The organism is Actinacidiphila rubida (assembly GCF_900110255.1).
In the GTDB taxonomy this organism is placed as follows: Bacteria; Actinomycetota; Actinomycetes; order Streptomycetales; family Streptomycetaceae; genus Actinacidiphila; species Actinacidiphila rubida.
Map to the genome: position 1 here is coordinate 86,818 of NZ_FODD01000017.1, position 23,223 is coordinate 110,040.

Sequence of the window (23,223 nt, forward strand, 5' to 3'; positions counted from 1 at the left end):
CCATGGACTTCGCATACGACAGCAGGACGCTGGAACTGCAGGAGCGGCTCCGGACGTTCCTCGACCAGCACGTGTACCCCGCCGAGCCGGTCTTCGCCGAGCAGCGGGCGGGCGCCGAGGGCGACGCGCGCTGGACGGCGCCGCCCGTGGTGGAGGACCTCAAGGCCGAGGCCCGCCGGCAGGGCCTGTGGAACCTCTTCCTGCCCGGCGAACGCGGCGCGGGCCTGACGAACCTGCAGTACGCGCCGCTGGCCGAACTCACCGGCCGCAGCCCGCACCTGGCGCCGCCCGCCCTCAACTGCGCGGCCCCGGACACCGGGAACATGGAGGTGCTGGCCGAGTTCGGCACGCCCGCGCAGCGCAAGGAGTGGCTGGAGCCGCTGCTGGCGGGCGAGATCAGGTCGGCCTTCGCCATGACCGAGCCGGAGGTCGCCTCCTCGGACGCGACCAACATCGAGACGCGGATCGAGCGCGACGGCGGCCACTACGTCATCAACGGCCGCAAGTGGTACATCTCCGGGGCGATGAACCCCAAGTGCGCGGTGTTCATCGTCATGGGCAAGACCGACCCGTCGGCCGACCGGCACCGCCAGCAGAGCCAGATCCTCGTCCCCCGGGACACCCCGGGCATCGAAGTCCGGCGCGGCATGGAGGTGTTCGGCTACGACGACGGCGACCACGGCGGCCACGCCGAGGTGGTCTTCCACGACGTGCGGGTCCCGGTGGAGAACCTCATCGGCGAGGAGGGCGGCGGGTTCGCCATCGCCCAGGCCCGGCTGGGTCCGGGCCGCATCCACCACTGCATGCGGCTGATCGGCATGGCCGAGCGGGCACTCGAGCTGATGTGCCGCCGCGTCACGAGCCGCACGGCGTTCGGCAAGCCGCTGGCCGCGCAGGGCGTGGTCCAGGAGTGGATCGCCGAAGCGCGCGTGGAGATCGAGCAGTTGCGGCTGCTCGTGCTCAAGACCGCGTGGCTGATGGACACGGTCGGCAACCAGGGCGCGCACACCGAGATCCAGGCGATCAAGATCGCCACGCCCGCGGCGGTGCAGCGGATCGTCGACCGCGCGATCCAGGCGCACGGCGCGGGTGGCGTCAGCCAGGACTTCCCGCTCGCCCAGCTCTGGGCCGCGGCGAGGACGCTGCGTCTGGCCGACGGCCCCGACGAGGTCCACAAGCGTTCGCTCGCTCGCCGCGAGCTCCGCCGCTTCGCTTGACGCTCGGTCACCCCCGCCCCACGGTTCGCCCCTCCCGGGCGGGGGGTTAGCCCGTCCCGGGCTGGGGTTAGCCCGTCCCGGGCGGGAGGGCTTCGCCCGTCGTCACGGGCGAGGCTCCGCCCCGATAGGGGCGCGGGGTCCCTCGCCCGCACAGGGCGAACCTCGGGCTCCGGCAGGGTGCGCCCACGCCCGGGCAAGGCGAACCCCCAGGCCCCGGCAGGGCGAACCCTGCGCCCGGGGAGGGCGGGGGTCCTACGGGGTGAGGGTGAGGCGGCCGATGGTGGAGCCCTCGGCGACGCGGTGGACCGCGTCCGCCGCGGCGGACAGCGGCAGCCGCTCGGACACCAGCGGCTTCACCAGACCCTCGGCCGCGAGCGCCGCGATCTCCTCGTGGGCCTGCCCCACCGCCACCGGGTCGTGGCGGGTGTACAGCCCCCAGTGCAGCCCGAGGATGGAGTAGTTCTTCACCAGCGCATGGTTGAGACCAGGCGCGGGAATCGTCCCGCCGGCGAAGCCGACCACCACGATCCGCCCCTCGAAGGCGACGCACTTGGTGGAGCGCGTGTAGGACTCCCCGCCGACCGGGTCGTACACCACGTTCGCGCCGCGCCCGCCCGTCACCTCCTTGACGACGGCCACGAAGTCCTCGCGTGTGCGGTCGACCACCACGTCGGCACCCAGCGCGGCCGCGGCCTTCGCCTTCTCCGGCCCGCCGACGACACCGATCACGGTGGCCCCCGCGGCCTTGCCGAGCTGGACCGCGGCACTGCCCACGCCGCCCGCGGCGGCATGGACCAGCAGGGTCTCGCCGGGCCGCAGCGCCGCCCTGCGGTGCAGGCCGAACCAGCCCGTCTGGTAGCCGATGTAGAGCGCCGCGGCCTCCTCGTCGTCCAGCGCCCCGGGCGCCGGCAGCAGCCCGGCCGCGGGCACGACCGCGTACTCGGCGAACGCCCCGCCGGGCAGCGCGGCCTGGCTGATCACGCGGGTGCCGGTCGCGACACCGGTGACCCCCTCCCCGAGCGCGGCGACCTCACCGCACATCTCCACCCCGGGGGTGAACGGCAGCGGCGGCCGCACCTGGTACTGGCCGCGGCACAGCATCGCGTCGGGGAAGTTGACGTTGGCGGCGCGGACCCGCAGCAGCACCTCCCCGGGTCCCGGCTCGGGGGTGGGGATCTCGTCGAGGCGCATCACCTCGCGCGGCTCCCCGTTCTCGTGCACGCGCCAAGCCTTCACGTCGGTACTCCCGGAGGGGTCAGGGCTGTTGCAGCGAGTGCAGCAGCAGGTCGGAGAACTCGGTGGCGACCTGTTCCGCGGACAGCGGGCCGTCCGCGTGGTACCAGGTGCCGAGGTGGTGCACCGAACCGAAGAAGAAGTCGACCGCGAGGTCCGGCCGCGGCTCGGGGCGGAAGACCCCGTCGCGCTGGCCCTCCTCGATCAGCGAGCGGAACGTCTCGTGGTAGCGGCGGCGTTCGGCCCGTACCGCCTTCTGCTTCTCCGGGCTGAGCTGGTGCATGGAGCGGAAGAAGATCTTGGTGTCGTCGAGGTTCTGGATGCTGGTGACCACCACGTCCGCGGCGGCCTCCGCGAGCCGCCCGCGGACGTCGGTGCCGCGCGCGGCGATCGCGTCCAGGCGTTCGGTCTGCAGCCGCAGGACGCGGCCGTAGATCTCGTGCAGCAGGTCGTCCTTGGAACCGAAGTAGTGGTAGAGGGCGCCCTTGGTGACGCCCGCCGCCTCGACGATCTCCTGGACGGAGGTCCGGTCGTAGCCGCGCTCGGCGAAGAGCCGGGTGGCCTCGGCGAGCAGCCGCTCCGGGACGGCGGCGCCCGTTCCGGACGCCGTGCCGTTCGCCGTACCGCTGCCCTCGCCCGTCGCGTTGCGTGCCATGGCCTGCCTCTCCTCCTGCCCGCCGGCCCCGTGCCCGCCGGCGTTCCGACCGGTATGGACCTTATCCGGCCTGGGCCTTCAGTTCGCGCCGCAGGATCTTGCCGGTCGCGGTCTTCGGCAGGTCGCCGAGCACCTCGACCTCCCGCGGGTACTTGTACGCCGCCAGCCGCTCCTTGCAGTACGCCACGATCTCCGCCGGGTCGGCGTCGGCGCCCGGCCGCAGGCTGACGTACGCCTTGACGCTCTCGCCGCGGTAGGCGTCGGGGACGCCGACGACCGCGGCCTCGCGGACGGCGGGGTGGGTGTACAGGACGTCCTCGACCTCGCGCGGCCACACCTTGAAGCCGGACGCGTTGATCATGTCCTTCTTGCGGTCGACGACGTACAGCCAGCCGTCCTCGTCCATGAACCCGATGTCGCCGGTGAGCAGTTCACCCCCCGGCAGCGCGGCCGCGGACTCCTCGGGCCGGTTCCAGTAGCCGGGGACGACCATCGGGCCGGTGACCGCGATCTCGCCCTGCGTGCCGAACGGCACCTCGGCGCCGGCGTCGTCGAGGATGCGGACCATCGTGCCGGGGCCGGGGACGCCGACCGCGAGGGTGCCGGAGACCGGGTCGACCGGCGCCTCGCTGCCCGGCGGGACGCTGGCGCAGGGCGCGCTGCACTCGGTGAGCCCGTAGCCGTTGGCGAGGTACAGCCCGCCGGTGCGGCTGCGGAACGCCTCCACGACCGCGGGCGGCAGCGGCGCGCCGCCGGACGAGATCAGCCGGAAGGACGCGAAGTCCGCGGCGGTGGCGTCGGGCCGGGCCAGCAGCGCCATGAACGCGGTGGACGGGCCGACGGTGTAAGCGGGGCGGTGCTCGCGGAACGCGTCCAGCACCACGCCGGGCTCGAAGCGGTAGGCCAGCGCGAGGGTGTGGCCGGCGGCCAGTGCCGCGGACAGCTGGCAGACCATGCCGGTGATGTGGAAGACCGGGGCGAGCGCGAACACCACCGCGTCGTCGCCGAGGGCCTGGATACGGATCTGGCGGTGGGCGTTGAAGGAGAGGTTGCCGTGCGTGTTGCGCGCGCCCTTGGGCCGTCCGCTGGTCCCCGAGGTGTAGCTGATCAGCGCGGTGTCGTCGGCCGCGGGCAGCACCGCGTCGTACGCCGGGCCGCCGGCGCGCGCGGCGGCGAGCAGGTCCCGCGCGTCGTCGGCGGGCCGGCGCGTCGCGGTGAGCACCCGCGGGTCGTCGCGCGTCTGCAGGTCGAACTCGCTGGCGGTCAGTGCGATCCGCACCGGCGATCCGGCCGCGGTCGCACGCACGTAGTCGTGCCAGGCGCTCTCGGAGCAGACGATCGCGGCGACTCCGGCGTCCTGGAGGATGTGCGCCAGCTCGCCCTGCCGGTACATGGGGTTGACCGGCACGACGGTGCCGCCGGCCCGCCACGCGGCGAGCACCGCGACGACGAACTGCGGCACGTTCTGCAGCATCACCGCGAGCCGGTCGCCCGGGGCGAAGCCGCGCGCCACCAGGTGCCGGGCCAGGCCGTCGGACAGGTCGTCGAGCTCGCGGTAGCCGAGGGCTCCGTCGAAGTAGCGCAGCGCCTGGTGGTCGGGGACGCGCCCGGCGGCGTCGAGGAAGGAGTGCAGGACCGACGGCGGGTGCTCGACGTCCTGCCGCTGCTCCTCCGTGAAGTGCTTGAGCCAGGGACGGTCGGCGTATCCGGTCATGCGAGCCGCCCTTCCGCGCCGCCGGCGCCGGCCGCGGCCTCCTCGGTACCGGCCTGCCGGGCCAGCACGGCCTCGTAGCCGCGCTGGAGCTTGTTCATGCCGCCGAGCCAGCGCTCGGGCTCCGCGGCGCGGGCCGCGTAGTACCCGGCGACCTCGGGGTGCGGCAGGATCAGGAAGCGCTCCTCGGCGATGCCCCGCATGACGGCCTCGGCGACGTCCTCCGGCTCGATGGCGCCCGGTGTCAGCACCAGGTCGCCGGCCGGGCCGGTGGAGTCGAGCATCGCGGTGCGCACGCCCTGCGGGCAGACCGCGTGCACCCGCACCCCGCGGTGGCGGTAGGTCAGCGACAGCCACTCGGCGAACGCGAGCGCGCCGTGCTTGGTCACCGAGTACGGTGCGGCGGCGATCATCGTCAGCAGGCCGGCGGCGGAGACGGTGGACACGAAGCGGCCCTGGCCGCGCTCCAGCCACTCCGGCAGCAGGGCGCGGGCGGCGCGGACGTGCGCCATCACGTTGACGTCCCAGGCCAGTTCCCACGCGGCGTCCTCGGCCTCGGGGCCGCCGCCGGTGCCGACGCCGGCGTTGGCGCAGAAGACGTCGATGCCGCCGCCGAGCGCGGTGCGGGCCGCGGGCACGATCCCGGAGGCGTCGCCCGGCACCACCGCGGCGCCGATCTCGTCGGCGACCTTGCGGGCCGCGTCGGCGTCCAGGTCGTTGACGACGACCCGCGCGCCCTCGGCGGCGAATCTGCGGGCGAGCGCGGCTCCGATGCCGCCGCCCGCCCCGGTGACGACCACCCGGGCGTCGCGCAGCGCTTCCACGACCACGACGTGTCTCCTTCGACTCGGCGTTCGGTTCAGGCGTTCGGTTCAGGCGTTCCGTGCCGGCGGCCGGCCGTGGAGGCGCGGCCGCGGCGCGTGGGTCGCGGGCCCGCCGGCACGGGGGTCCGCGAACCGGCCCACATCCGCATACTAAGCGGTCGGTCAATCACACGGAAGGGCTGGGAGCGGCAGCGCGGCACGCCTGGTGCCGCTGGTGCGCGGCCCGACGGCGAGCGCGACCCCGGAGTGTGCGTAGCCGGGACGTATTCACCTGTAGGAGGGATGGACGGAATCCACCCCGCGTGGGAATGATGCGCGCAGAGCGGACAATCGCGGCGCTCCGGTGCGGAGCGCGGCGGCGCGTGAAGGGGGAGCCGTGAGCGCGGACACCGAGGCCGGCACGTCGAACGTGACGAGAGTGACGAGCGTGCAGCCGTACTGGGACCTGACCTTCGACGCGGACGGCGATCCCGATCCCCTGCAGCGCGACGCGCTGCTCGCCGGCGCGCGCGGACTGACGGACCTGGTGGTGTTCTCCCACGGCTGGAACAACGACCTGTCGACGGCGAACGCGCTGTACGACCGGTTCTACGCCCCCTTCCCGGCCCTGGTGGCCACGGCCCCCAAGGCACGGTTCGGCTTTGCGGGGGTGCACTGGCCGTCGATGCGTTTCAGCGACGAGCCGATCCCCGATTTCCCGCATGCCGCCGTCGCCGCCGCGTTCGACGCCGTGGACTCCGCCGTGGACTCCGCCGTGACCGACGACGGACCCGCTCTCGACGCCCGCACGCAGGCGGCGCTGGTCGCGGTCTTCCCCGGGAGCCAGGACGTGGTGGCCGCGCTCGCACGGCTGCTGGCCGAGCAGCCGCAGGAGCCGGAGCGGCTCGCGGAGTTCACGGGCCTGGTCCGGCAGTTGACCGGCGTCGCCCCGCGGCCCGCCGCCGCGGCGCTCGGCCAGGGCACCCCGGCCGCGCACGGCGACGACCGCGACGACATGGCTTCCGCCGCCGGCGCCGAACCCCAGCTGCTCGCCGGCGACGCGGTCGCCATGTGCGACCTGCTGGCCGACGCCCGGGAGCAGGTCGGCTGCCCGGTCGCGCCCGCCCAGGGCGAGGCGATCCTCGGCGGGCTGGGCCGGCGGGTGTGGGACGGCGCGAAGGAACTGCTGCGGCAGGCCACGTACTACGCGATGAAGGGACGCGCGGGCACCGTCGGCGAGCAGGGCCTCGGGCCGCTGCTCGGCCGCCTGGCGACCGAGGCCCCGGGAGTGCGGGTGCACCTGGTGGGGCACAGCTTCGGCGCGCGGCTGGTGTCGTTCGCGCTGCGCGGGCTGCCGCCGGGCGTACGGGCGGGCTCCGTGACGCTGCTCCAAGGGGCCTTCTCGCACTACACGTTCAGCGGCCCGCTGCCGTTCGACGCCAGGGGCGGGGCGCTGCACGGCATGCAGCAGCGGATCACCGGACCGCTGGTGGCCTGCCACTCCAGCCACGACCAGGCGCTCGGCGTCTTCTATCCGCTGGCCTCGCGCATCGCCGGTGAGGACGAGTCGCTGCTGGGCTTCGGCGACCGCTGGGGCGCGATCGGCCACGACGGCTTCCAGGCCATGGCCGGCACGCCGTCGCTGACCCTCGCGGCCGCGCTGGCGGGCCCGTTCCCCGGCGGCGGGTGCGTGAGCGTGGACGCGTCGGCGGTGGTCTGCTCGGGCGGGCCGCCCTCGGGCGCGCACAGCGACATCTGCCACGAGGAGCTGGCCCGGCTGGTGCTGCGCGCGTCGGGCCGGGTCACCTGACCCGGCCCGACACGCTCCCCGTCCCCGCCCGACCGCTCAGCGGTGTGCGGGGAACTCCACGACCTGCTGGTACGTCGGCCGGTTCTGCCAGCTGATCCGGTCGTCGGTGACACCGCCGAGCGGCCGCTGGACGATCGAGTCGGCACACCACTGGTCGCCGGCCGAGCAGCCGCCGTCGTCACCGGGGTACACGGTGGCGGCGGGGACGGCCGCGGCCTGCTTGAGGGTGGACAGCAGCATGTCGCGGCAGGCCGACAGCTGCCCGCCACCGCAGTAGGTGTGGGCGAGCCCGCCCTGGACGGGCTTGCCGAGCACCGCCCGCAGGTCCTTGTCGGCGTAGGACCACCAGCCGAACTGGAACGAGCTGCCCGCGTGCGAGCCGGTGGGCCCGTGTCCGGCGGACGGGGACTCGTCGACGGCGAGGTCGGCGGTGAGCGCGCCGTACAGGTCGCTGCCCAGGCCCGGTTGGAACTCGCCCTGGATCAGCAGCGGCCACCAGGCGTCCATCACCCGGATCGCGTCGGCGTCGGCGTAGGTGTGCGAACCGGCCGACGTCTCACGCCGCTTGGTCCCGTCCTGGCGCCACGTCGTCAACTGCTGGACGGCGGTGGCCTCCTGGGGATCGGTGACCGGGGCGCCGCCGATGACCTGGAGCAGCTCGGGCAGCACGTCCTCGCCGCGCAGGTCGGTCACCGCCGCGTCCTCCATGGCCTTGACCAGGGCGGACCGCGTGACGCCGCCCTGCTGGACGAGGGCCTTGACCCGGTCGTCCAGCAGGTCGGCGCGGTGCACCGAGCCGTCGCCGAACCCGGCCGAGGTGTAGCCCGGGGCCTGCTTGTTGTTCCAGCTCACGTAGTAGTCCTGGTTGACGGACTGCGGGTGCTGGGACGGCGGCGTGTAGTCGGCGGTGTTGTAGGCCGGGTCCCAGCCGCGCCAGTCGTAGGCGGCCTGCGCCCACACGGGGAACGACGCGTCGACGCCGGGCGCCCGCACCGGGTTGGTGCCGCTGTTGTAGTAGGCGGTCTGCCGGGAGTCGGCGTAGAACCAGTTGAAGGTGTAGTTGATGTCCTGCGCGGCCAGCTGGAACGAGGCGGCGTCATGGACGAAGCCGGGGTCGTTCAGCTCCTGGAAGCCGAGGATGGAGTCGGCCTCGTGCCGGTAGGAGCTGCGCAGTTGGGTGTAGGCGACCTGCTTGCCGCCGACCGTCGCGCGGTACTCGACGGGACCGTAGGCGGTGCGCCACACCTGCATGCGGTAGGAGCCGGCGGGTGTGGAGTCGGCCGTGGTGGGCTTCCAGGAGTTGGTGCGTTCCAGCTTCTCCATCGGCACGCAACTGCCGTGGTACAGGTAGTGCGTGGAGTCCTGGCACAGCTCGACCGCGTAGGTGTCGGTGACGTCCTGCGAGGCGGACGTGGCGCTCCAGGCGTAGTCCTGGCCGCGGCCCAGCTCGACGTACATGCCCAGGCCCGCGAAGGACGCCCCGCGCGCGCTGATGCCGGGACCCTGGAGTTCCTGGAGCATCAGCAACTGGGGCGCGAAGTAGCCGGTCTGGGGGCCGAACACCGCGACGGGATGGCCGCTGGCGGTGTGTGCTCCGCTGACCAGCAGCGCGTTGGACATGCCCTTGCGCGGCGCGGAGAACAGGTTCGACGGCAGCACGCCCGCGCTCTTGGTGGTGGCCTGCGTGGCGCCGCCCGTCGCGTCGTAGACCAGCGGTTCCTGCACGACCGAGCCGGGGTCGGGCAGCGCCTCGCCCTGCGCGGTCGCGGGTTTGCCCGCGTAGGGGAAGGAACTGCCGTCGTGGACCGTGGAGACCGCCTCGGGATCGTCGCGTTCCCGGAACGACTCCCAGACCTTGGTGCCCTCGTCGGTGCCGTACTTCTGCTGCGCGGACAGCAGCGACAGCGCCGACTGCACCTCTCCCCCGCCGCCGGTGCCGAACAGCGCGCCGACCACCGAGGCCAGCGCGATCAGGTCGGTGAGCTTGAACGGGTCGATGGTGCCGGCGTTGGTGATGGCGTCCACGTGCCCGGTGAGCACGTACTCGCCGGGGAAGTAGCGGCCGTTCTTCGACGCCGTGATGTACGCGTTGATGCCGTCCACGTACGACTGCGCGTCGGCGAGCGCCTGCTGGCCACGGGTGCCGCCCTGGGTGGACAGCCAGTCGATCTGCGACTGCAGGTCGTCCTCGGTGTAGGGCGCCTGACGCCAGAACTCCTGCTCCAGACCGCGGTTGGCGGCCGCGCCGCCGGCGAACGACGACAGCTCGCCGCGCCCGACGTGCCGGAACAGGTCCATCAGCCACAGCCGGTCCTCGCCGGCCGCGTAGCCGGCGCCGAACTCGGTGCCGGCCCGCGTGGAGCCCTTGATGTGGGGGACGCCGGTGGCCTTGTCGCGCGTGATGGTGACGTCCGAGCGCGGGTTCTCGACCGAGGCGACCTGGCTGCTGGGCACGCCGAACGAGGAGTTGTTGAAGAAGTTGGTGATCGTCGCGTCGCTGAGGTTCTGGTAGCCGGAGGCGAGTGAGGAGTACGGGCCGAGCTGGTCCATGGTGTGCGCGGGACGGGTCCCGAGCACCTTGTTGGCGAGGATGTCGGCGAGGGTGGCGTTGCCGTTCTCGCCGGGCGGCAGGATGTCCGCGCACTGGTTCGCGCAGTAGTCGGTGGTGGGATCGGCTGCGTGCGCTGCCATGGGCAGCGGGGCCACCAGGGTGGCGGTCAGGGCCAGTAGGGCGCCCGCGGTCACGGTTCTCAGCGTGCCGATCCGTCGTGGGGTCCGTAGCGGCATGTCTGCTCCTTCCGGATGCCGGTGCGCGGAGGTTACCGCCGGTACGACGACCCCGGAAGATGAACATACGTCAACTTTTTCCCCGCACCGGCGCCGTGGCCTGAACGGCGGGCCCCGCGATCCGCGTCGCGGCCGCCGCCCGGGGTCTGGCGGCTACCCGCGGGTAGTGCGAGGATCGCGCCGGATGCACCCGGCGGGCGGCGGCGAAGGGACGGCCATGGGCGAGTTGCACGATCTGACGGCGGTGGAACAGGGCGCGGCGATCAGGGACGGTTCGCTGTCACCGGTGGAGCTCACCGAGCACTACCTGGCCCGGATCGACCGGCTGGACGCGACGCTCGGCGCGTTCGTCACCGTGACCCCGGAGATCGCCCGCAAGCAGGCCGCCGACGCCGAGGCGCAGGCCCTCGCCGCCCGCCGCGAGGGCCGGGAGCTGTCCCCGCTGCACGGCGTGCCCGTTCCGGTCAAGGACCTCAACTTCGTGGCGGGCGTGCGCTGCACGCTCGGTTCCGCGGCCTTCGCGGACCACGTTCCGGACACCGACGACCACGTGGTGACCCGGATGCGCGCCGCCGGCACCGTTCTGCTCGGCAAGACCAACACCCCCGAGTTCGGCCTGCCTTGCTACACCGAGAACCGCCTCGCGCCGCCCGCCCGGACGCCCTGGGACCTGGAGCGCTCCGCGGGCGGGTCGAGCGGCGGCGCGGCGGCCGCGGTCGCCGGCGGCCTGGCCCCGCTGGCGCAGGGCAGCGACGGCGGCGGCTCGATCCGCATCCCGTCCTCGGTGTGCGGGCTGTTCGGCATCAAGCCCAGCCGCGGCCGCGTCAGTTCGGGCCCGGTGCAGCACGACGTGAGCGGGCTGAGCACGTCGGGCCCGATCGCCCGCACGGTCGCCGACGCGGCCGCGCTTCTCGACGTGCTGGCCGGCCCGATGCCCGGCAGCCCCTACGGCGCGCCCTCGCTGCCGCCCGGCGAGACGTTCGCCGCCTGTGCGCGGCGCGAGCCGGGCCCGCTGAAGGTCGTCGCCCTCCCCGATCCGCCCGTGCCCGGCGTGGAGTTGCACCCCGACTGCCGGGCCGCACACGACGCGGCGGTCGCGCTGCTGCGCGACCTCGGCCACCAGGTCGACGAACTCGCCCTGCCCGTCGACGACTCGGTGCGCGACGCGTTCAGCACGGTGTGGACGGTGATGGCGACGGTGTGGCCGGTCGCCCCGCAGGACGAGGAGCGGCTGATGCCGCTGACCCGGCACCTGCGCACCCTCGGCAACCGGACGACCGGTCCCGGCTTCGCGAACGCGCTCTACGGCTTCCGCGCGCTCGGCCAGCTGATCGCGGACGCCCTGATGGGCACGTACGACGTCATCCTGTCCCCCACCCTCGCCCAGCCGCCGGCCCTGGTCGGCGGCCTGCGCGACGAGGCCGACCCGGCCGCGGAGTTCGACGGCCTGGCGCACTTCACGCCCTTCACCCCGCTCTACAACGCCACCGGCCAGCCCGCGGTCAGCGTCCCGCTCCACTGGACCGAGCAGGGCCTGCCGATCGGCGTCATGCTCGGCGGCCGCTACGGCGACGAGGCCACGCTGATCTCGCTGTCGGCCCAGCTGGAGCGGGCGCGGCCGTGGGCGGACCGGCACCCCGAGGTGTGGCGCTAGCCGGCCGGGCCGGGCACGGCGGGGGCAGGTGCGCCAGGGCCGCCCCGCGTTGACAGGCAGGGCCGCCGCAACCATGCTGCTGAGCAAGCGCTTGGAAACCCCGATCCCTGGAGGAGCCCTCATGTCGCAGGCCGTGCCGCAGCAGCCCCGCGTCTTCGCCTCGCTCGACGAACTGCGCGCCGCCGTCGGTGAGCAGATGGGCTGGACCGAGTGGCTGGAGATCGACCAGAAGCGGATCGACCAGTTCGCGGAGGCCACCGGTGACCACCAGTGGATCCACATCGACCCCGAGCGCGCGGCGTCCGGCCCGTTCGGCACGACCATCGCGCACGGCTACCTCACGCTGTCCCTGATCCCGTCGCTGACCCCGCGGCTCTTCCGCGTCGAGGGCGTGAAGATGGGCGTCAACTACGGCGTGAACAAGGTGCGTTTCCCGGCCCCCGTGCCGGTCGGCTCGCGGCTGCGGGCGACGGCCGTGGTGGACGAGATCACCGAGGTGGGCGGCGGCGTGCAGCTGGTGACCAAGGTGACGATCGAGCGCGAGGGCGGCGACAAGCCGGTGTGCGTCGCGGAGACGGTCGCCCGCTTCTACCTCTGACCACGGCTCACCGGCGGGACGTCCGGCGGCAGGACGCGACCGCCCACCGGGGGGGCTCAGCCCGTCTGCCGGACCATCCGCAGCACGAGGTCGGCGTACAGCGCACCGATCTCGTCGGGGGTCCTTCGGCCGTCCGGGTTGAACCACCGTGCGACGTCGATGCACAGCGACAGCACCGCGAGCGTGGTCCCCGAGACGTCCGGGACGTCGAACTCGCCGTCGTCCACGCCGTCCTCGATGATCGAGCGGATGGCCTCCTCGCTCTGCCGCCGCAGGCCGACGATCTCGGCGTAGTGGTCGGCCGCCAGGGCGCCCAGCTCGTATTGCACGACGCGTCCGGTCGTGTGGTGCTCGGCGTGCCAGCGCACGAAGACGCGCACCGCCGTCGCCAGGCGTTCGGACGCGGTGCCCTCGGCGTCCCTGGCCTCCGCGAGCATGGCCAGCGACCGCTGGTGGCCGACCTTGCTGATCTGGTAGAGCAGCTCTTCCTTGGTCTTGTAGTGGATGTAGAGCGCCGCCGGGCTCATGCCCGCGCGGCCCGCGATGTCGCGGGTCGTCGTCGCGTGGTAGCCCCGCTCCGCGAACGCCTGGACCGCGGCGGTCACCAGCCGCCGGGCGGCGTCGGGGGTGATGTCGCCCCAGGCTTCGCCGGTTGCCGCCTCCGCAGCCATCGCGTGCTCCTCCCGCAGTTCGTTGACAGGGTCACACCCTACCCGGGAAGCTGAGCAAGCGCTTAGACGCTCCGCTGATACGCGGGATGCCCGGGCTGCCCACGGGCCTCCGGAAGCCCCGCGCAGCGCACCGCGGGCTACTCCCTCCAGCGGACCCGCCCGGCGTTCCGCCGGGTGTCGCGCCCGGCCCGGCCGCCGTTCCGCGCATAGTGCAGCATGACGCGTACCCGTACGGCGCTGCTGTGCGCCGCCACCCTGCTCGCCGCGGCCCTGCCGACCGGTGCGGTCGCGACCGCGCCGAGCGCCCTGGCCGCGCCTGCGGCCACCGCCACAGCCGCCCGCTCGAAGGAGTGTGCCGTCACCCCGGGCCGGCTGCGCGGCCAGGCCGCCCGGATCGCCGCCATCGCCCGCGAGGCCCGGCAGGATCTCCACCTCAACGCGGTGATCCTGCGGGTGGACTCCGGGCGCCGGGAGGTCGTCACCGACGCGCTCGGCCCGTCCATGACGGACGTCCCGGCCCGGCCCGACATGCACTTCCGTTCCGGCTCGGTGGCCATTGCGTACATGGCCACCGTGCTGCTCCAGCTGGTCGACGAGGGCGCGGTACGGCTCGACGACCCCATCTCGCGGTGGCTGCCGGACTTCCCCCACGCCCGCGAGATCACCCTGCGGATGCTCGGCAGCAGCACCAGCGGCCTGCACGACTACGTCACCGACCCGAAGTTCCTCGCCGACCTGTACGCCGCGCCCTTCAAGCACTGGACGCCCGCCGAGCTGCTGAGCTACCCGCTGAGCCACCCGCTCTGGTACCGGCCCGGCACCAACTGGAGCTACTCGCACGCCAACTTCGTGCTCCTGGGCGCCGTCCTGGAGAAGATCACCGGCGTCCGCCTGGACCGCCTGCTGCAGCGGCGCGTGATGGGGCCGCTGGGGCTGCGGCAGACCGCCAACAGCTTCACGCCCGCGATCCCCGACCCGGTGCTGCACGCCTTCACCTCCGACCGCGGGCTCTACGAGGAGTCCACGTTCTGGAACCCGTCGTGGACCACGGCGCCCGGGGCCGTTCAGACCACCGACATCTGCGACCTGGCCGCCTCCGCCCGGGCGATCGGCACCGGCGCCCTGCTCTCCCCGAAGGGCTTCAGGACCCAGCTGGACCCGGGCACCGTGGGACTCGGCGGACCGACGAGCACCTGCCCGGCGTCGGTCTGCGTGCACAACACCGAGGCCGAGCACTACGGCTTCGGCGTGATCGTGCTGAACACCTGGATCGTGCAGAACCCGTCGTTCAGCGGCTACGCGGCCATCCAGGCGTACCTGCCGGCGCAGGGACTGTCGATCGCGGTCGCCACGACCAAGACGCCGACCACACCGGCCGGCAACACCGCCCAGGACGTGGCCTCGCGGATCGCGGCCGCGCTCGCTCCGGCGCACCCGCTGCCGGCCGGCTGAGGCCGCCAACGGCCAAGCGCCGACCGGCCGTTCCGACCCCGCCGGCAGCGCGCCGGCGGGGTCAGAACGCGGAGACCCCCGTCAGGGCCCGGCCGATGAGGAGCTTGTGGATCTGCGTCGTGCCTTCGTACAGCGTCATGACGCGGGCGTCCCGCAGCAGCTTGCCCGCCGGGTACTCGTCGATGTAGCCGTACCCGCCGAACACCTGCAGCGCGTTGTTGGCGCAGCGCACCGCGGCCTCGCTGGCGAACAGCTTGGCGACCGAGGACTCGGTGGCGAAGGGCAGCCCGCGGTCGATGAGGTCGGCGACCCGCCAGGTCAGCATCCGGGCGGCGTCCACGTCCACCGCGATGTCGGCCAGCAGTTCCTGGACGAGCTGGCGGCCGGCGATGGGCGCGCCGAACTGCTCGCGCTCGCCGGCGTACCCCACGGCCGCGTCCAGGCACGCCTGGGCGATGCCGACGCAGCCGGCCGCAACCGACATCCGCCCCTTGGCGAGCGCGGACATCGCCACCGAGAAGCCCCTTCCCTCGGGGCCGAGCATGGCGCCGGCCGGGATCCGGACCCCGTCGAGGACGAGTTCCGCGGTGGCCTGGCCGCGCAGCCCGAGCTTGCCGTGGATCTCGCGCCGGGTCAGGCCGGGGAGGTCGGTCGGCACGAGGAAGGCGCTGACACCGCGATGGCCGGGGCCGCCGGTGCGGGCGAAGAGCAGCACCACGTCGGCCCAGGTGCCGTTGGTGATGAACATCTTGCTGCCGGTCAGCACGTAGGAGTCGCCGTCGCGGACGGCGCGCGTGGCGAGGTTGGCGGCGTCGGACCCGACGCCCGGCTCGGTCAGGCCGAAGCAGCCGACCGCCTCGCCGGAGGTGAGCCGCGGGAGCCAGGCGCGCTTCTGCTCCTCGCTCCCCCAGTGCGCTATCGACTTGGCGACAAGTCCCAGCGACACCGAGACGATGCCGCGCACCGAGGAGTCGCCGCGGCCGAGTTCCTCGGTGACCAGGCAGTACGCCAGGTGGTCGCCGCCGGACCCGCCGTACTGCTCGCCGATGGTCAGGCCGAGGAAGCCGACCGCGCCCAGCTTCTTCACGATCGCCCGGTCGACGCTCTCCGCGCGGTCCCACGCGGCGGCGTTCGGGATGACCTCCCGCTCGGTGAAGTCCCTGGCCAGCGCCTTGGCGGCGACCTGCTCCTCGGACAGCTCAAGGTTCACAGCGGCACCGGGCCCTTCCACGACTTCGAAACTACCACCGCTAGTTTTTGGATGGCAGCCTCTACTATGTGCCGCATGGCCCGCCCCCGCAAGCCCCTGCTCAGCCGCGACCGCATCGTGACGGCCGCGCTCGCGCTCGTCGACGCGGAGGGGCTCGCGGCCCTGTCGACCCGTCGACTCGCGGCGGAGCTGGGAGTCAGCGGGCCGTCGCTCTACAACCACTTCGCGACCAAGGAAGCGATCCTCGACGCGGTGGCCGACCTGGTCGTCGGCCAGGTCGACCTGTCGATGTTCTCCGACGGGCGCGACTGGCGCACCGCCCTGCTGGACTGGGGCCGCTCCTACCGGGGCGCGCTGACCGCCCACCCGCACATCGTGCCGTTCCTGGCCGTCGGTCCGGGCCTGCGGCCGGCCGGGCTGCGGATGGCCGACGCGGTCTTCGGCGGCATGGTCGACGCGGGCTGGCCGCCCGCCCAGGCGACCCGGATCGGCGCCCTGATGCGGTTCTTCGTCACCGGCTCCGCTCTCGGCACGTTCGCCGGCGGGTTCGTGGCCGACGCGCAGGCGTACGACCCCGCCGACTACCCGCACCTCGGGCAGGCACACCTGCTCTCCCGTCACCCCGAGCGCGTCGACAACGCCGCGTTCGAGACCGGCCTGCGGGCCCTGGTGGACGGGCTGGAACTGCAATACCGGGGGCTCGGCGACGCGTTGGGCTGACAGGATGGGCCCATGACAACCGAACGGGGAGCGGACGCGGCGGCCGGCGAGGCCCCGCCGGGAGTGGCCCGCAACGACGGGCTGGTCAGGGTCGATTACCACAAGTACGACGGCAGCCTGCACTGGAACCTGCGGATGCGGCGGCTCGGCGAGGACGAGCACGGGGTGTGGCTGGGCCTGCCGGCCAACGGCATCACCCGCAAGGGCCACAACCCGGCGGTCCTGGTCCCCGAGGCGCACGTCATCCTCTTCCCGCGCGGCGACTGGTGGACCGCCACCTTCAACGACGCGCCGCGGAAGACCGAGATCTACTGCGACATCACCACGCCGCCGGAGTGGCCGTCCCAGGACACCGTCACCATGGTCGACCTGGACCTGGACGTGCTGCGCAAGCGCGGCGCGGACGCGCCGCTGCTCGTGGACGAGGACGAGTTCGCCGAGCACCAGGTGCGGTACGGCTACCCGCCGGACGTGGTGACCGCCGCCCAGGACGCCGCCGAACGGCTGATGGTGGCCGTGCGCGACGGCACCGGGCCGTTCGACGGCAGCCATGAGCGGTGGCTGCACCTCGTCCGGCGGTGACCGCAGGTGACCCAGGTGCCCCCAGGTGACACGGGCTGCCGGGCCGCCGACCGGGCGCGGCCGTGACCGGCGGCGGTGTCGCGGGTCAGAAGACGACCAGGGCGCGGCCGCCCCGGCCCGCCGTCATGGCCGCGAACGCGTCCGGAATGCCGTCGAGGCCGATCCGGTCGGTGACCATGGCGGACAGGTCGAGGCGGCCCGCCCGTACGTGCTCGGCGAGGACGGGGAGGTCCTGGGCAGGGTCGCAGTTGCCGTACACGCACCCTGACAACGTCCGGCCGAAGTAGAAGAGTTCCAGCGCGGTGAAGGTCACCTGCTGGTCCTGGCCGCCGATCCCGACGACCGTGGTCCGGCCGCCGCGGCGGGTGGACGACCAGGCGGTCCTGATGGTGTCGGCGCGCCCGACGCACTCGATCGCGACGTCCGCGCCGTGCCCGCCGGTCAGCCTGCGGACCTGCTTGGCCGTGTCGTCGCCGGCCGTCACGAAGTCGGTGGCGCCCGCCGCGCGGGCCAGTTCCTCCTTGCCGGGGGCGACGTCGACGGCCACGATCCGGTCCGCGCCCGCGATCCGCGCGGACTGCAGTACGGCCAGGCCCACCCCGCCGACGCCGTAGACCGCGACGGACTCCCCGGGCCGCACCGCCGCGGAGTGGTGCACGGCGCCGTAGCCGGTGAGCACCGCGCAGCCCAGCAGTGCCGCGTCGGCCAGCGGCACCCCGTCGGGCAGCGGCAGCACCGCGTTCGCGGCGACCACCGTCTCCTCGGCGAACACCGCGGTGCCCAGGCCGGGGTAGAGCGCCGTGCCGTCGGCGGCCAGCGTGGCGTAGGGGGCGGCGGCCGTGGCACCGGCGTTGGCGCACAGCCAGGGCTCGCCGAGGCCGCAGAAGTGGCAGGTGCCGCACGCGGGCGCCCAGTTGAGCACGACGCGGTCGCCCGGCGCGACGTGCTGGACGCCCTCACCGACGGAGACGACCGTGCCGGCGCCCTCGTGGCCGAGGACGGCGGGCGCGGGCTGCCGCAGCGTGCCGTTGGACAGCGACAGGTCGGAGTGGCAGACACCCGCGGCGGCCAGGCGCACCCGCACCTGACCCGCGCCGGGTTCCGGCAGGTCGATCTCGGCGACGGTCAATGGGGCGTTGACGGCGGTCAGGACGGCGGCGCGGACCACGGGCTCTCCTGGGGATGGGGACATGTGTCGGCGGTTCGACGATGCCGGCGGCTTGACGATGCCGGCGGCTCGGCGGCACCGGTGCGTCGGGGCATCGGGGGCGTCACCGTGCCGGGGGCCGGTGCGCGCCCGGCCAGGTGCGGGCGCTCAGAGCTGGAGGGACTTCGTCTGCAGGTACTCGGCGAGGCCGTGCGGGCCCAGCTCCCGGCCGACGCCGGACTGCTTGTAACCGCCGAACGGCGCCCTGGGGTTGAACCGGCCGCCGTTGATGTCCACCTGGCCGGTGTCCATCCGGCGGGCGAACGCGACCGCGGTGTCCTCGTCGGCCGCCCAGACCGCCCCCGCCAGCCCGTAGACCGTGCCGTTGGCGATCCGCAGCGCGTCCTCCTCGTCCTCGTACCGGATGAGGGAGACGACCGGGCCGAAGATCTCCTCCTGCGCGATGGTCATCTCCGGCCGCACGTCGGCGAAGACGGTGGGCCGCACGTAGTAGCCGGCGGCCAGCCCCTCGGGGGCCTCGGCGCCGCCGGCGGCGACCCTGGCACCCTCCTGGACGCCCTTGTCGATGTAACCGCGCACCCGCTGGAGCTGCTTGGCGTTGACGAGCGGGCCGACACGGTCGCCGGGCCGGTACTTGGCGGCCGCCGCGGCGGCGAGCTCCACGGCCTCGTCGTAGCGCGCGGCGTGCACCAGCATCCGGGTCCACGCGCTGCACGTCTGGCCGGAGTTGGCGAACACGTTGGCCACGCCGACGTTCACGGCCTTGGCCAGGTCGGCGCCGGGCAGGATCACGTTGGCGGACTTGCCGCCGAGTTCGAGCGCGACCCGCTTGACCGCGCCGCCGGCCGCGGCGCCGATCAGCCGGCCGACCGCGGTGGACCCGGTGAACGACACCAGGTCCACGCCCGGGTGTTCGGCCAGCGCCTGTCCGGCCACCGGTCCGAGCCCGGTCACCAGGTTGAACACGCCGTCGGGCAGCCCCGCCTCGGCCAGGATCTCCGCGAACAGCTGGGCGACCAGCGGGGTGTCCTCGGCGGGCTTGAGGACGACGGTGCAACCGGCCGCCAGTGCCGGTGCGGCCTTCGCGACGACCTGGTGCAGCGGGTAGTTCCACGGCGTGATCGCCCCGACCACCCCGACCGGCTCGTGCAGCACCCGCGAGTTGCCGATCCGCTCCTCGAAGGGGTGCTCGGCGGCGAGCCGCGCGAACGAGCCGAGGACGGCGAGCGGCAGGTCGGTGTGCACGGCGGTGGCGAACGCGAGCGGCGCGCCGAGCTCGGCCGAGACCGTGGCGGCGATGTCCTCACGGCGGGCGGCCATCAGGTCGCGGGCGGCGGTCAGCACCGCCGCGCGCCGCTCCGGCGGGGTGGCGGCCCAGCCGGGCAGCGCGGCCCGCGCCGCCGCGACCGCGGCGTCCACGTCCCGCGCGTCGCCCGCCGGGACCCGGCCGATCAGCCGCTCGGTGGCGGGGTCGATCACGTCGATGCGCTCGCCGCCGGCCGACGGCCGCCACCGGCCGCCGACGAACACCTCGTCGCGGCCCCGGTGGACCCGCGGGGTGCCGTCCGTGTGCTGGTTGTCCGTACCGTCCGCCACCGTGCTGCCCTCCGAACCGTCGCCGCTCTGCGTCCAGAGCCCAAACTAGCGCCGTTAGTTTTATGGTGCCAGGGGGCGCCGCGTGCCCTGGGTCACCCGGCCGCCTCCACCTGGACGGGGAAGCCGTTGAGCACCGCCGTGCCCGACAGCGGGTCGAGCAGGGTGCCGTCCAGCAGCTGGTTGACGTTGACGCCCGGTTCCCGGGCGGCCTCGGTCAGCCGCGTGCCCTCACGGTCGTGGCCCCAGCCGTGCGGCAGGCAGGCCACGCCGGGCCGCAGCGCGTCGGTGATCTCGACCGGGGCGGTGATCTCGCCGCCGTCGCCCTTGATCCGGGCCTGCATGCCGTCGGCCAGGCCCAGCCGCTCGGCGTCCACGGGGTGGATCTGCACCGTGCAGCGGTTGCTGCCGCCGGTCAGCGCCGGGACGTTGTGCATCCAGCTGTTGTTGGACCGCAGGTGCCGGCGCCCGATCAGCACCAGGGCCGGGCCCGCGGCGCCCGCTGCCACCGCCGCGCGCAGCCGCGGCACGTCCGCGGCGACGGCCTCCGGCGCCAGCTCCACCGCGCCGGAGCGGGTGCGCAGCACCTCGGGTATGCGCGGGCGCAGCGGCCCCAGGTCGATCCCGTGCGGCCGGCGCAGCAGCCCTTCCAGCGTCAGGCCCTCGGGGTCGGCGCCGAAGCCGTCGCCGTAGGGGCCGAGCCGCAGCATCAGGTCGATCCGCCGCTCGTACCCGGTGCGGCCGGTCAGGGCCGCCTCCAGCGCGGCCGCGTCCCGGCCGTGGACCGGCGAGTTCGGGTCGGCGGTCTCGCGGTCCAGCCTCCGCCGGATCGCCTGGCCGTCCACCAGGGCCGGGTCGGCGCCGGGGCCGCCCTGGCCGAGCACCGCGAGGATCAGCCGGGCGTGGATCTCCGGCTCGCCGAGGGCGCCGTCGTCGAGCGGGACCGGCGGCGGGGTGTAGCGCACGGTGTTGCGCACCGCGAGGGTGGAGAACGCGAAGTCGTAGTGGGCGCTCTGCGCGGGCGGGGGCGGCGGCAGCACCACGTGCGCGTGCCGCGACGTCTCGTTCAGGTACGGGTCGACGCTGACCATGAAGTCCAGGGCGCCCAGCGCGCGGTCGAGCCGTCGGCCGTCGGGCGCGGACAGGACCGGGTTGCCCGCGACCACGACCAGCGCCCGCAACCGCCCCTCGCCGGGCGTGTCGATCTCCTCGGCGAGGACGGCGGCGGGCAGCTCGCCCTTGACCTCGGGCCGCCCGGAGACCCGGCTGTGCCAGCGGCCGGTGGCGAACCCCTTGCCCGGACCGGCGGGGCGGGGCGCGCGGGCCGTCGCCGACAGGGGGAACATCGCACCGCCGGGCCGGTCCAGGTTGCCGGTCAGGGCGTTGAGCACGTCGACCAGCCAGCTGGCGAGGGTGCCGAACTCCACGGCGGTGCTGCCGAGCCGCCCGTAGACCACCGCCCGCTCCGCCGCCGCGAGTTCACGGGCCAGGGTGCGGATCTCGTCCGCCGGGACGCCGCAGTAGGCGGCGACCGCCTCCGGCGCGAAGTCCGCGGCCAATGCGCGCACTTCCTCGACGCCGCCGAGGTGCCCGGCCAGCTCGGTGCCGGGGTCGGCCAGGTCCTCCGCGAACAGCACGTGCACCATGGCGAACAGCAGCGCCGCGTCGGTGCCCGGCCGGGGCGCGACGTGGCGGTCGGCGGCGCGCGCGGTCCTGGTCCGGTGCGGGTCGATCACCACCAGCCGTCCGCCGCGCCGCCGCAGCGCCTTGAGCTTGCCGGGGAAGTCGGCCGCGGTGGCCAGGCTGCCGTTGGACACCATCGGGTTGGCACCGATCAGCACCAGGTGCCCGGTGCGGTCCAGATCGGGCACCGGGATGGCGTTCGGGTCGCCGAAGAGCAGGCCGCTGGAGACGTGCTTGGGCATCTGGTCGAGGGTGCTGGCGGTGAAGACGCTGCGGGTGCCCAGCGCCGCGATCAGCTGCCCGGGGTAGAGCCCGCCCGCCACGGTGTGCACGTTGGGGTTGCCGAGGAACACGCCGACGGCCGTGCCGCCGTGGGCGCGGGTCACCGCGCCCAGGCCCTCGGCGACGGCGGCGAACGCCTCCTCCCAGGTGGCCTCGGCGAGTTGGCCGCCGCGCCGCACGAGCGGCCGCCGCAGGCGGTCGGGATCGGAGTCGAGCTGCCCGAACGAGGCACCCTTGGGGCAGATGAAGCCGGCGCTGAAGACGTCCGCGGCGTCGCCGCGGGCTCGCGTGACGCGGCCCTCGTCGATGGTCAGCGTGAGACCGCAGGTGGCCTCGCAGAGCGGGCAGATGCGCAGTGCGGTACGGGTCATCGGTGACTCCCCTGGACGGCGGCGGCGGTGGCGCGCGTGTCGGATCCGACATTACCCGCCGGTACCGACAACGCGATGGGTGCTGCGCGCACGACCACCGGGAAGCCGCCCGGACGGGCGGGCGGCGCGGCGGCGCGGCGGGGATGGTGCCGGAGTTCGGGCCGGGGCAGGGCGCGCCCTCGTGCCGTGTGCACTCGGGGCTCGGCGCTCGGCCTTCGGCGCTCGGCGCTCGGCACCGGCGTCACCCTGCTCGGGCGTCAACCGTGCCGGATTCCCGCCGAGTCGGGCCGGTCGCAGCCGGGGACCGTACCCGAACCCCGCGGACGAGGGCGCGCCCCGGCGCAACCGGGGACCGTACCCGAAACCCCACCGGACGAGGGCGCGCCCGGCTCAGTCGAGGACCGTGCCCAGGTAGGCGCGCAGCAGCGTCTTCGTCTCGGCGATCGCCCGCGCGTCGCCCTCGGGGTCGGTGCGGAAGGCCAGTTGCAGCGCGGCGTCCGCGGTCTCGACGGCGATGACCAGGGCCAGCCGCAGCCGCGGGTCGGCGGGGTCGGCGGTGAGCCGGTCACCGAGCAGGGCCGGCAGCCGCTCGGCGAGGTCCTCGTTCGTCTCCCCCGGCACCCCGAAGTCGACCAGGGCGAAACCCGGCGCCGTGCGCTTCATCGCGGTGTACTCGTCGACCAGCACGTCCACGGCGGTGCGCCAGTCGCCGCCGGTCCCTGGCCCGGCCAGGCGCGCGGCGGCCCGGCCGACGAAGTCGTCCAGGTTGCGGTGCGCGAGGGCGTCCGTCATGGCCCGCTTGTCCGAGAAGAACCGGTACACCGAGCCGATGGGCACACCGGCGCGGGCGGCCACGGCCCGCGTGCTCAGCCGCTCGTAGCCGCCTTCGTCCAGCTCGGCCGCGCAGGCGTCCAGGATCCGCGCCAGGCGCTCGGTACTGCGCCGCTGCACCGGGGCGCGGCGCAGTGCGCCGTCGGGCGGGTTCGCGCGCGGTGTCCGCGGCCGTGGTGCGCCCGGCATGCC

Annotated in this window: 18 protein-coding genes; 7 read left to right on the plus strand and 11 right to left on the minus strand. The window is 74.2% G+C overall.

Going from position 1 to position 23,223, the window contains the following annotated elements; all coding sequences use genetic code 11:
* Positions 1–2 precede the first annotated feature (2 nt).
* A complete protein-coding gene (locus BMW99_RS18185; RefSeq protein ID WP_075017158.1) occupies positions 3–1,217 on the plus strand; it encodes an acyl-CoA dehydrogenase family protein in 1,215 nt (404 codons plus the stop codon).
* Between the two features lie 252 nt (positions 1,218–1,469).
* Here BMW99_RS18185 and BMW99_RS18190 read toward each other — a convergent pair whose 3' ends face one another.
* The 4 genes from BMW99_RS18190 to BMW99_RS18205 all read right to left on the minus strand — a co-directional run bounded on the left by BMW99_RS18190 (position 1,470) and on the right by BMW99_RS18205 (position 5,640).
* Positions 1,470–2,453 (minus strand): NADPH:quinone oxidoreductase family protein, encoded by a 984-nt coding sequence (locus tag BMW99_RS18190; protein WP_075017159.1) that lies wholly within the window; start codon positions 2,451–2,453, stop codon positions 1,470–1,472.
* A 19-nt stretch (positions 2,454–2,472) separates the two neighbouring features.
* Positions 2,473–3,105 carry a TetR/AcrR family transcriptional regulator gene (locus tag BMW99_RS18195; protein WP_079138918.1) on the minus strand — a complete coding sequence of 211 codons (633 nt, stop codon included), beginning with the start codon at positions 3,103–3,105 and terminating at the stop codon, positions 2,473–2,475.
* Between the two features lie 61 nt (positions 3,106–3,166).
* Positions 3,167–4,819: an AMP-binding protein gene (locus tag BMW99_RS18200; RefSeq protein ID WP_069466524.1), complete on the minus strand. Its 1,653-nt coding sequence runs from the start codon at positions 4,817–4,819 to the stop codon at positions 3,167–3,169.
* Positions 4,816–5,640: an SDR family oxidoreductase gene (locus tag BMW99_RS18205; protein WP_069466527.1), complete on the minus strand. Its 825-nt coding sequence runs from the start codon at positions 5,638–5,640 to the stop codon at positions 4,816–4,818. Before BMW99_RS18205 ends, BMW99_RS18200 begins: the two co-directional genes overlap by 4 nt.
* A 376-nt stretch (positions 5,641–6,016) precedes the next feature.
* Here BMW99_RS18205 and BMW99_RS18210 point away from each other — a divergent pair, with 376 nt between their 5' ends.
* A complete protein-coding gene (locus BMW99_RS18210) occupies positions 6,017–7,429 on the plus strand; it encodes an alpha/beta fold hydrolase (protein WP_245791522.1) in 1,413 nt (470 codons plus the stop codon).
* A gap of 36 nt (positions 7,430–7,465) precedes the next feature.
* Here the strand turns inward: BMW99_RS18210 and BMW99_RS18215 are convergent, their stop codons facing one another.
* Positions 7,466–10,216, minus strand: a complete 2,751-nt coding sequence (locus BMW99_RS18215) for a penicillin acylase family protein (RefSeq protein ID WP_069466523.1) — start codon at positions 10,214–10,216, stop codon at positions 7,466–7,468.
* Between the two features lie 217 nt (positions 10,217–10,433).
* Between BMW99_RS18215 and BMW99_RS18220 the strand changes: the two genes are divergently transcribed.
* Together BMW99_RS18220 and BMW99_RS18225 are read left to right on the plus strand one after the other, a co-directional pair.
* Complete coding sequence (locus BMW99_RS18220) at positions 10,434–11,870, plus strand: amidase (RefSeq protein ID WP_075017184.1); 1,437 nt, start codon at positions 10,434–10,436, stop codon at positions 11,868–11,870.
* Between the two features lie 121 nt (positions 11,871–11,991).
* Positions 11,992–12,468: a MaoC family dehydratase gene (locus BMW99_RS18225; RefSeq protein ID WP_069461651.1), complete on the plus strand. Its 477-nt coding sequence runs from the start codon at positions 11,992–11,994 to the stop codon at positions 12,466–12,468.
* A 56-nt stretch (positions 12,469–12,524) separates the two neighbouring features.
* Here the strand turns inward: BMW99_RS18225 and BMW99_RS18230 are convergent, their stop codons facing one another.
* Entirely contained in the window at positions 12,525–13,139 is a 615-nt protein-coding gene (locus tag BMW99_RS18230; RefSeq protein ID WP_069461652.1) for a TetR/AcrR family transcriptional regulator, read from the minus strand.
* Between the two features lie 216 nt (positions 13,140–13,355).
* On the opposite strand from BMW99_RS18230, the gene BMW99_RS18235 reads away from it, so the two are divergent.
* Positions 13,356–14,591 carry a serine hydrolase domain-containing protein gene (locus tag BMW99_RS18235; RefSeq protein WP_069461653.1) on the plus strand — a complete coding sequence of 412 codons (1,236 nt, stop codon included), beginning with the start codon at positions 13,356–13,358 and terminating at the stop codon, positions 14,589–14,591.
* A gap of 61 nt (positions 14,592–14,652) precedes the next feature.
* Here the strand turns inward: BMW99_RS18235 and BMW99_RS18240 are convergent, their stop codons facing one another.
* Positions 14,653–15,801 carry an acyl-CoA dehydrogenase family protein gene (locus BMW99_RS18240; RefSeq protein ID WP_069461654.1) on the minus strand — a complete coding sequence of 383 codons (1,149 nt, stop codon included), beginning with the start codon at positions 15,799–15,801 and terminating at the stop codon, positions 14,653–14,655.
* 66 nt (positions 15,802–15,867) lie between these two features.
* Between BMW99_RS18240 and BMW99_RS18245 the strand changes: the two genes are divergently transcribed.
* Positions 15,868–16,521, plus strand: a complete 654-nt coding sequence (locus BMW99_RS18245; protein WP_176735358.1) for a TetR/AcrR family transcriptional regulator — start codon at positions 15,868–15,870, stop codon at positions 16,519–16,521.
* A 12-nt stretch (positions 16,522–16,533) separates the two neighbouring features.
* Positions 16,534–17,103 carry a DUF402 domain-containing protein gene (locus BMW99_RS18250; protein ID WP_079138131.1) on the plus strand — a complete coding sequence of 190 codons (570 nt, stop codon included), beginning with the start codon at positions 16,534–16,536 and terminating at the stop codon, positions 17,101–17,103.
* An 85-nt stretch (positions 17,104–17,188) separates the two neighbouring features.
* Here BMW99_RS18250 and BMW99_RS18255 read toward each other — a convergent pair whose 3' ends face one another.
* From BMW99_RS18255 to BMW99_RS18270, 4 genes are all read right to left on the minus strand, one after another.
* Positions 17,189–18,271, minus strand: coding sequence for a Zn-dependent alcohol dehydrogenase (locus tag BMW99_RS18255; protein WP_069461656.1), 1,083 nt, complete (start codon positions 18,269–18,271; stop codon positions 17,189–17,191).
* A gap of 147 nt (positions 18,272–18,418) precedes the next feature.
* Positions 18,419–19,801 (minus strand): aldehyde dehydrogenase family protein, encoded by a 1,383-nt coding sequence (locus BMW99_RS18260; protein WP_079138140.1) that lies wholly within the window; start codon positions 19,799–19,801, stop codon positions 18,419–18,421.
* Between the two features lie 158 nt (positions 19,802–19,959).
* The gene (locus tag BMW99_RS18265) at positions 19,960–22,200 is read right to left on the minus strand and encodes a molybdopterin-dependent oxidoreductase (protein ID WP_069461658.1); all 2,241 of its coding nucleotides are present in this window, start codon (positions 22,198–22,200) and stop codon (positions 19,960–19,962) included.
* A 390-nt stretch (positions 22,201–22,590) separates the two neighbouring features.
* Positions 22,591–23,220 (minus strand): TetR/AcrR family transcriptional regulator, encoded by a 630-nt coding sequence (locus BMW99_RS18270; protein ID WP_069461659.1) that lies wholly within the window; start codon positions 23,218–23,220, stop codon positions 22,591–22,593.
* Positions 23,221–23,223: the final 3 nt, after the last annotated feature.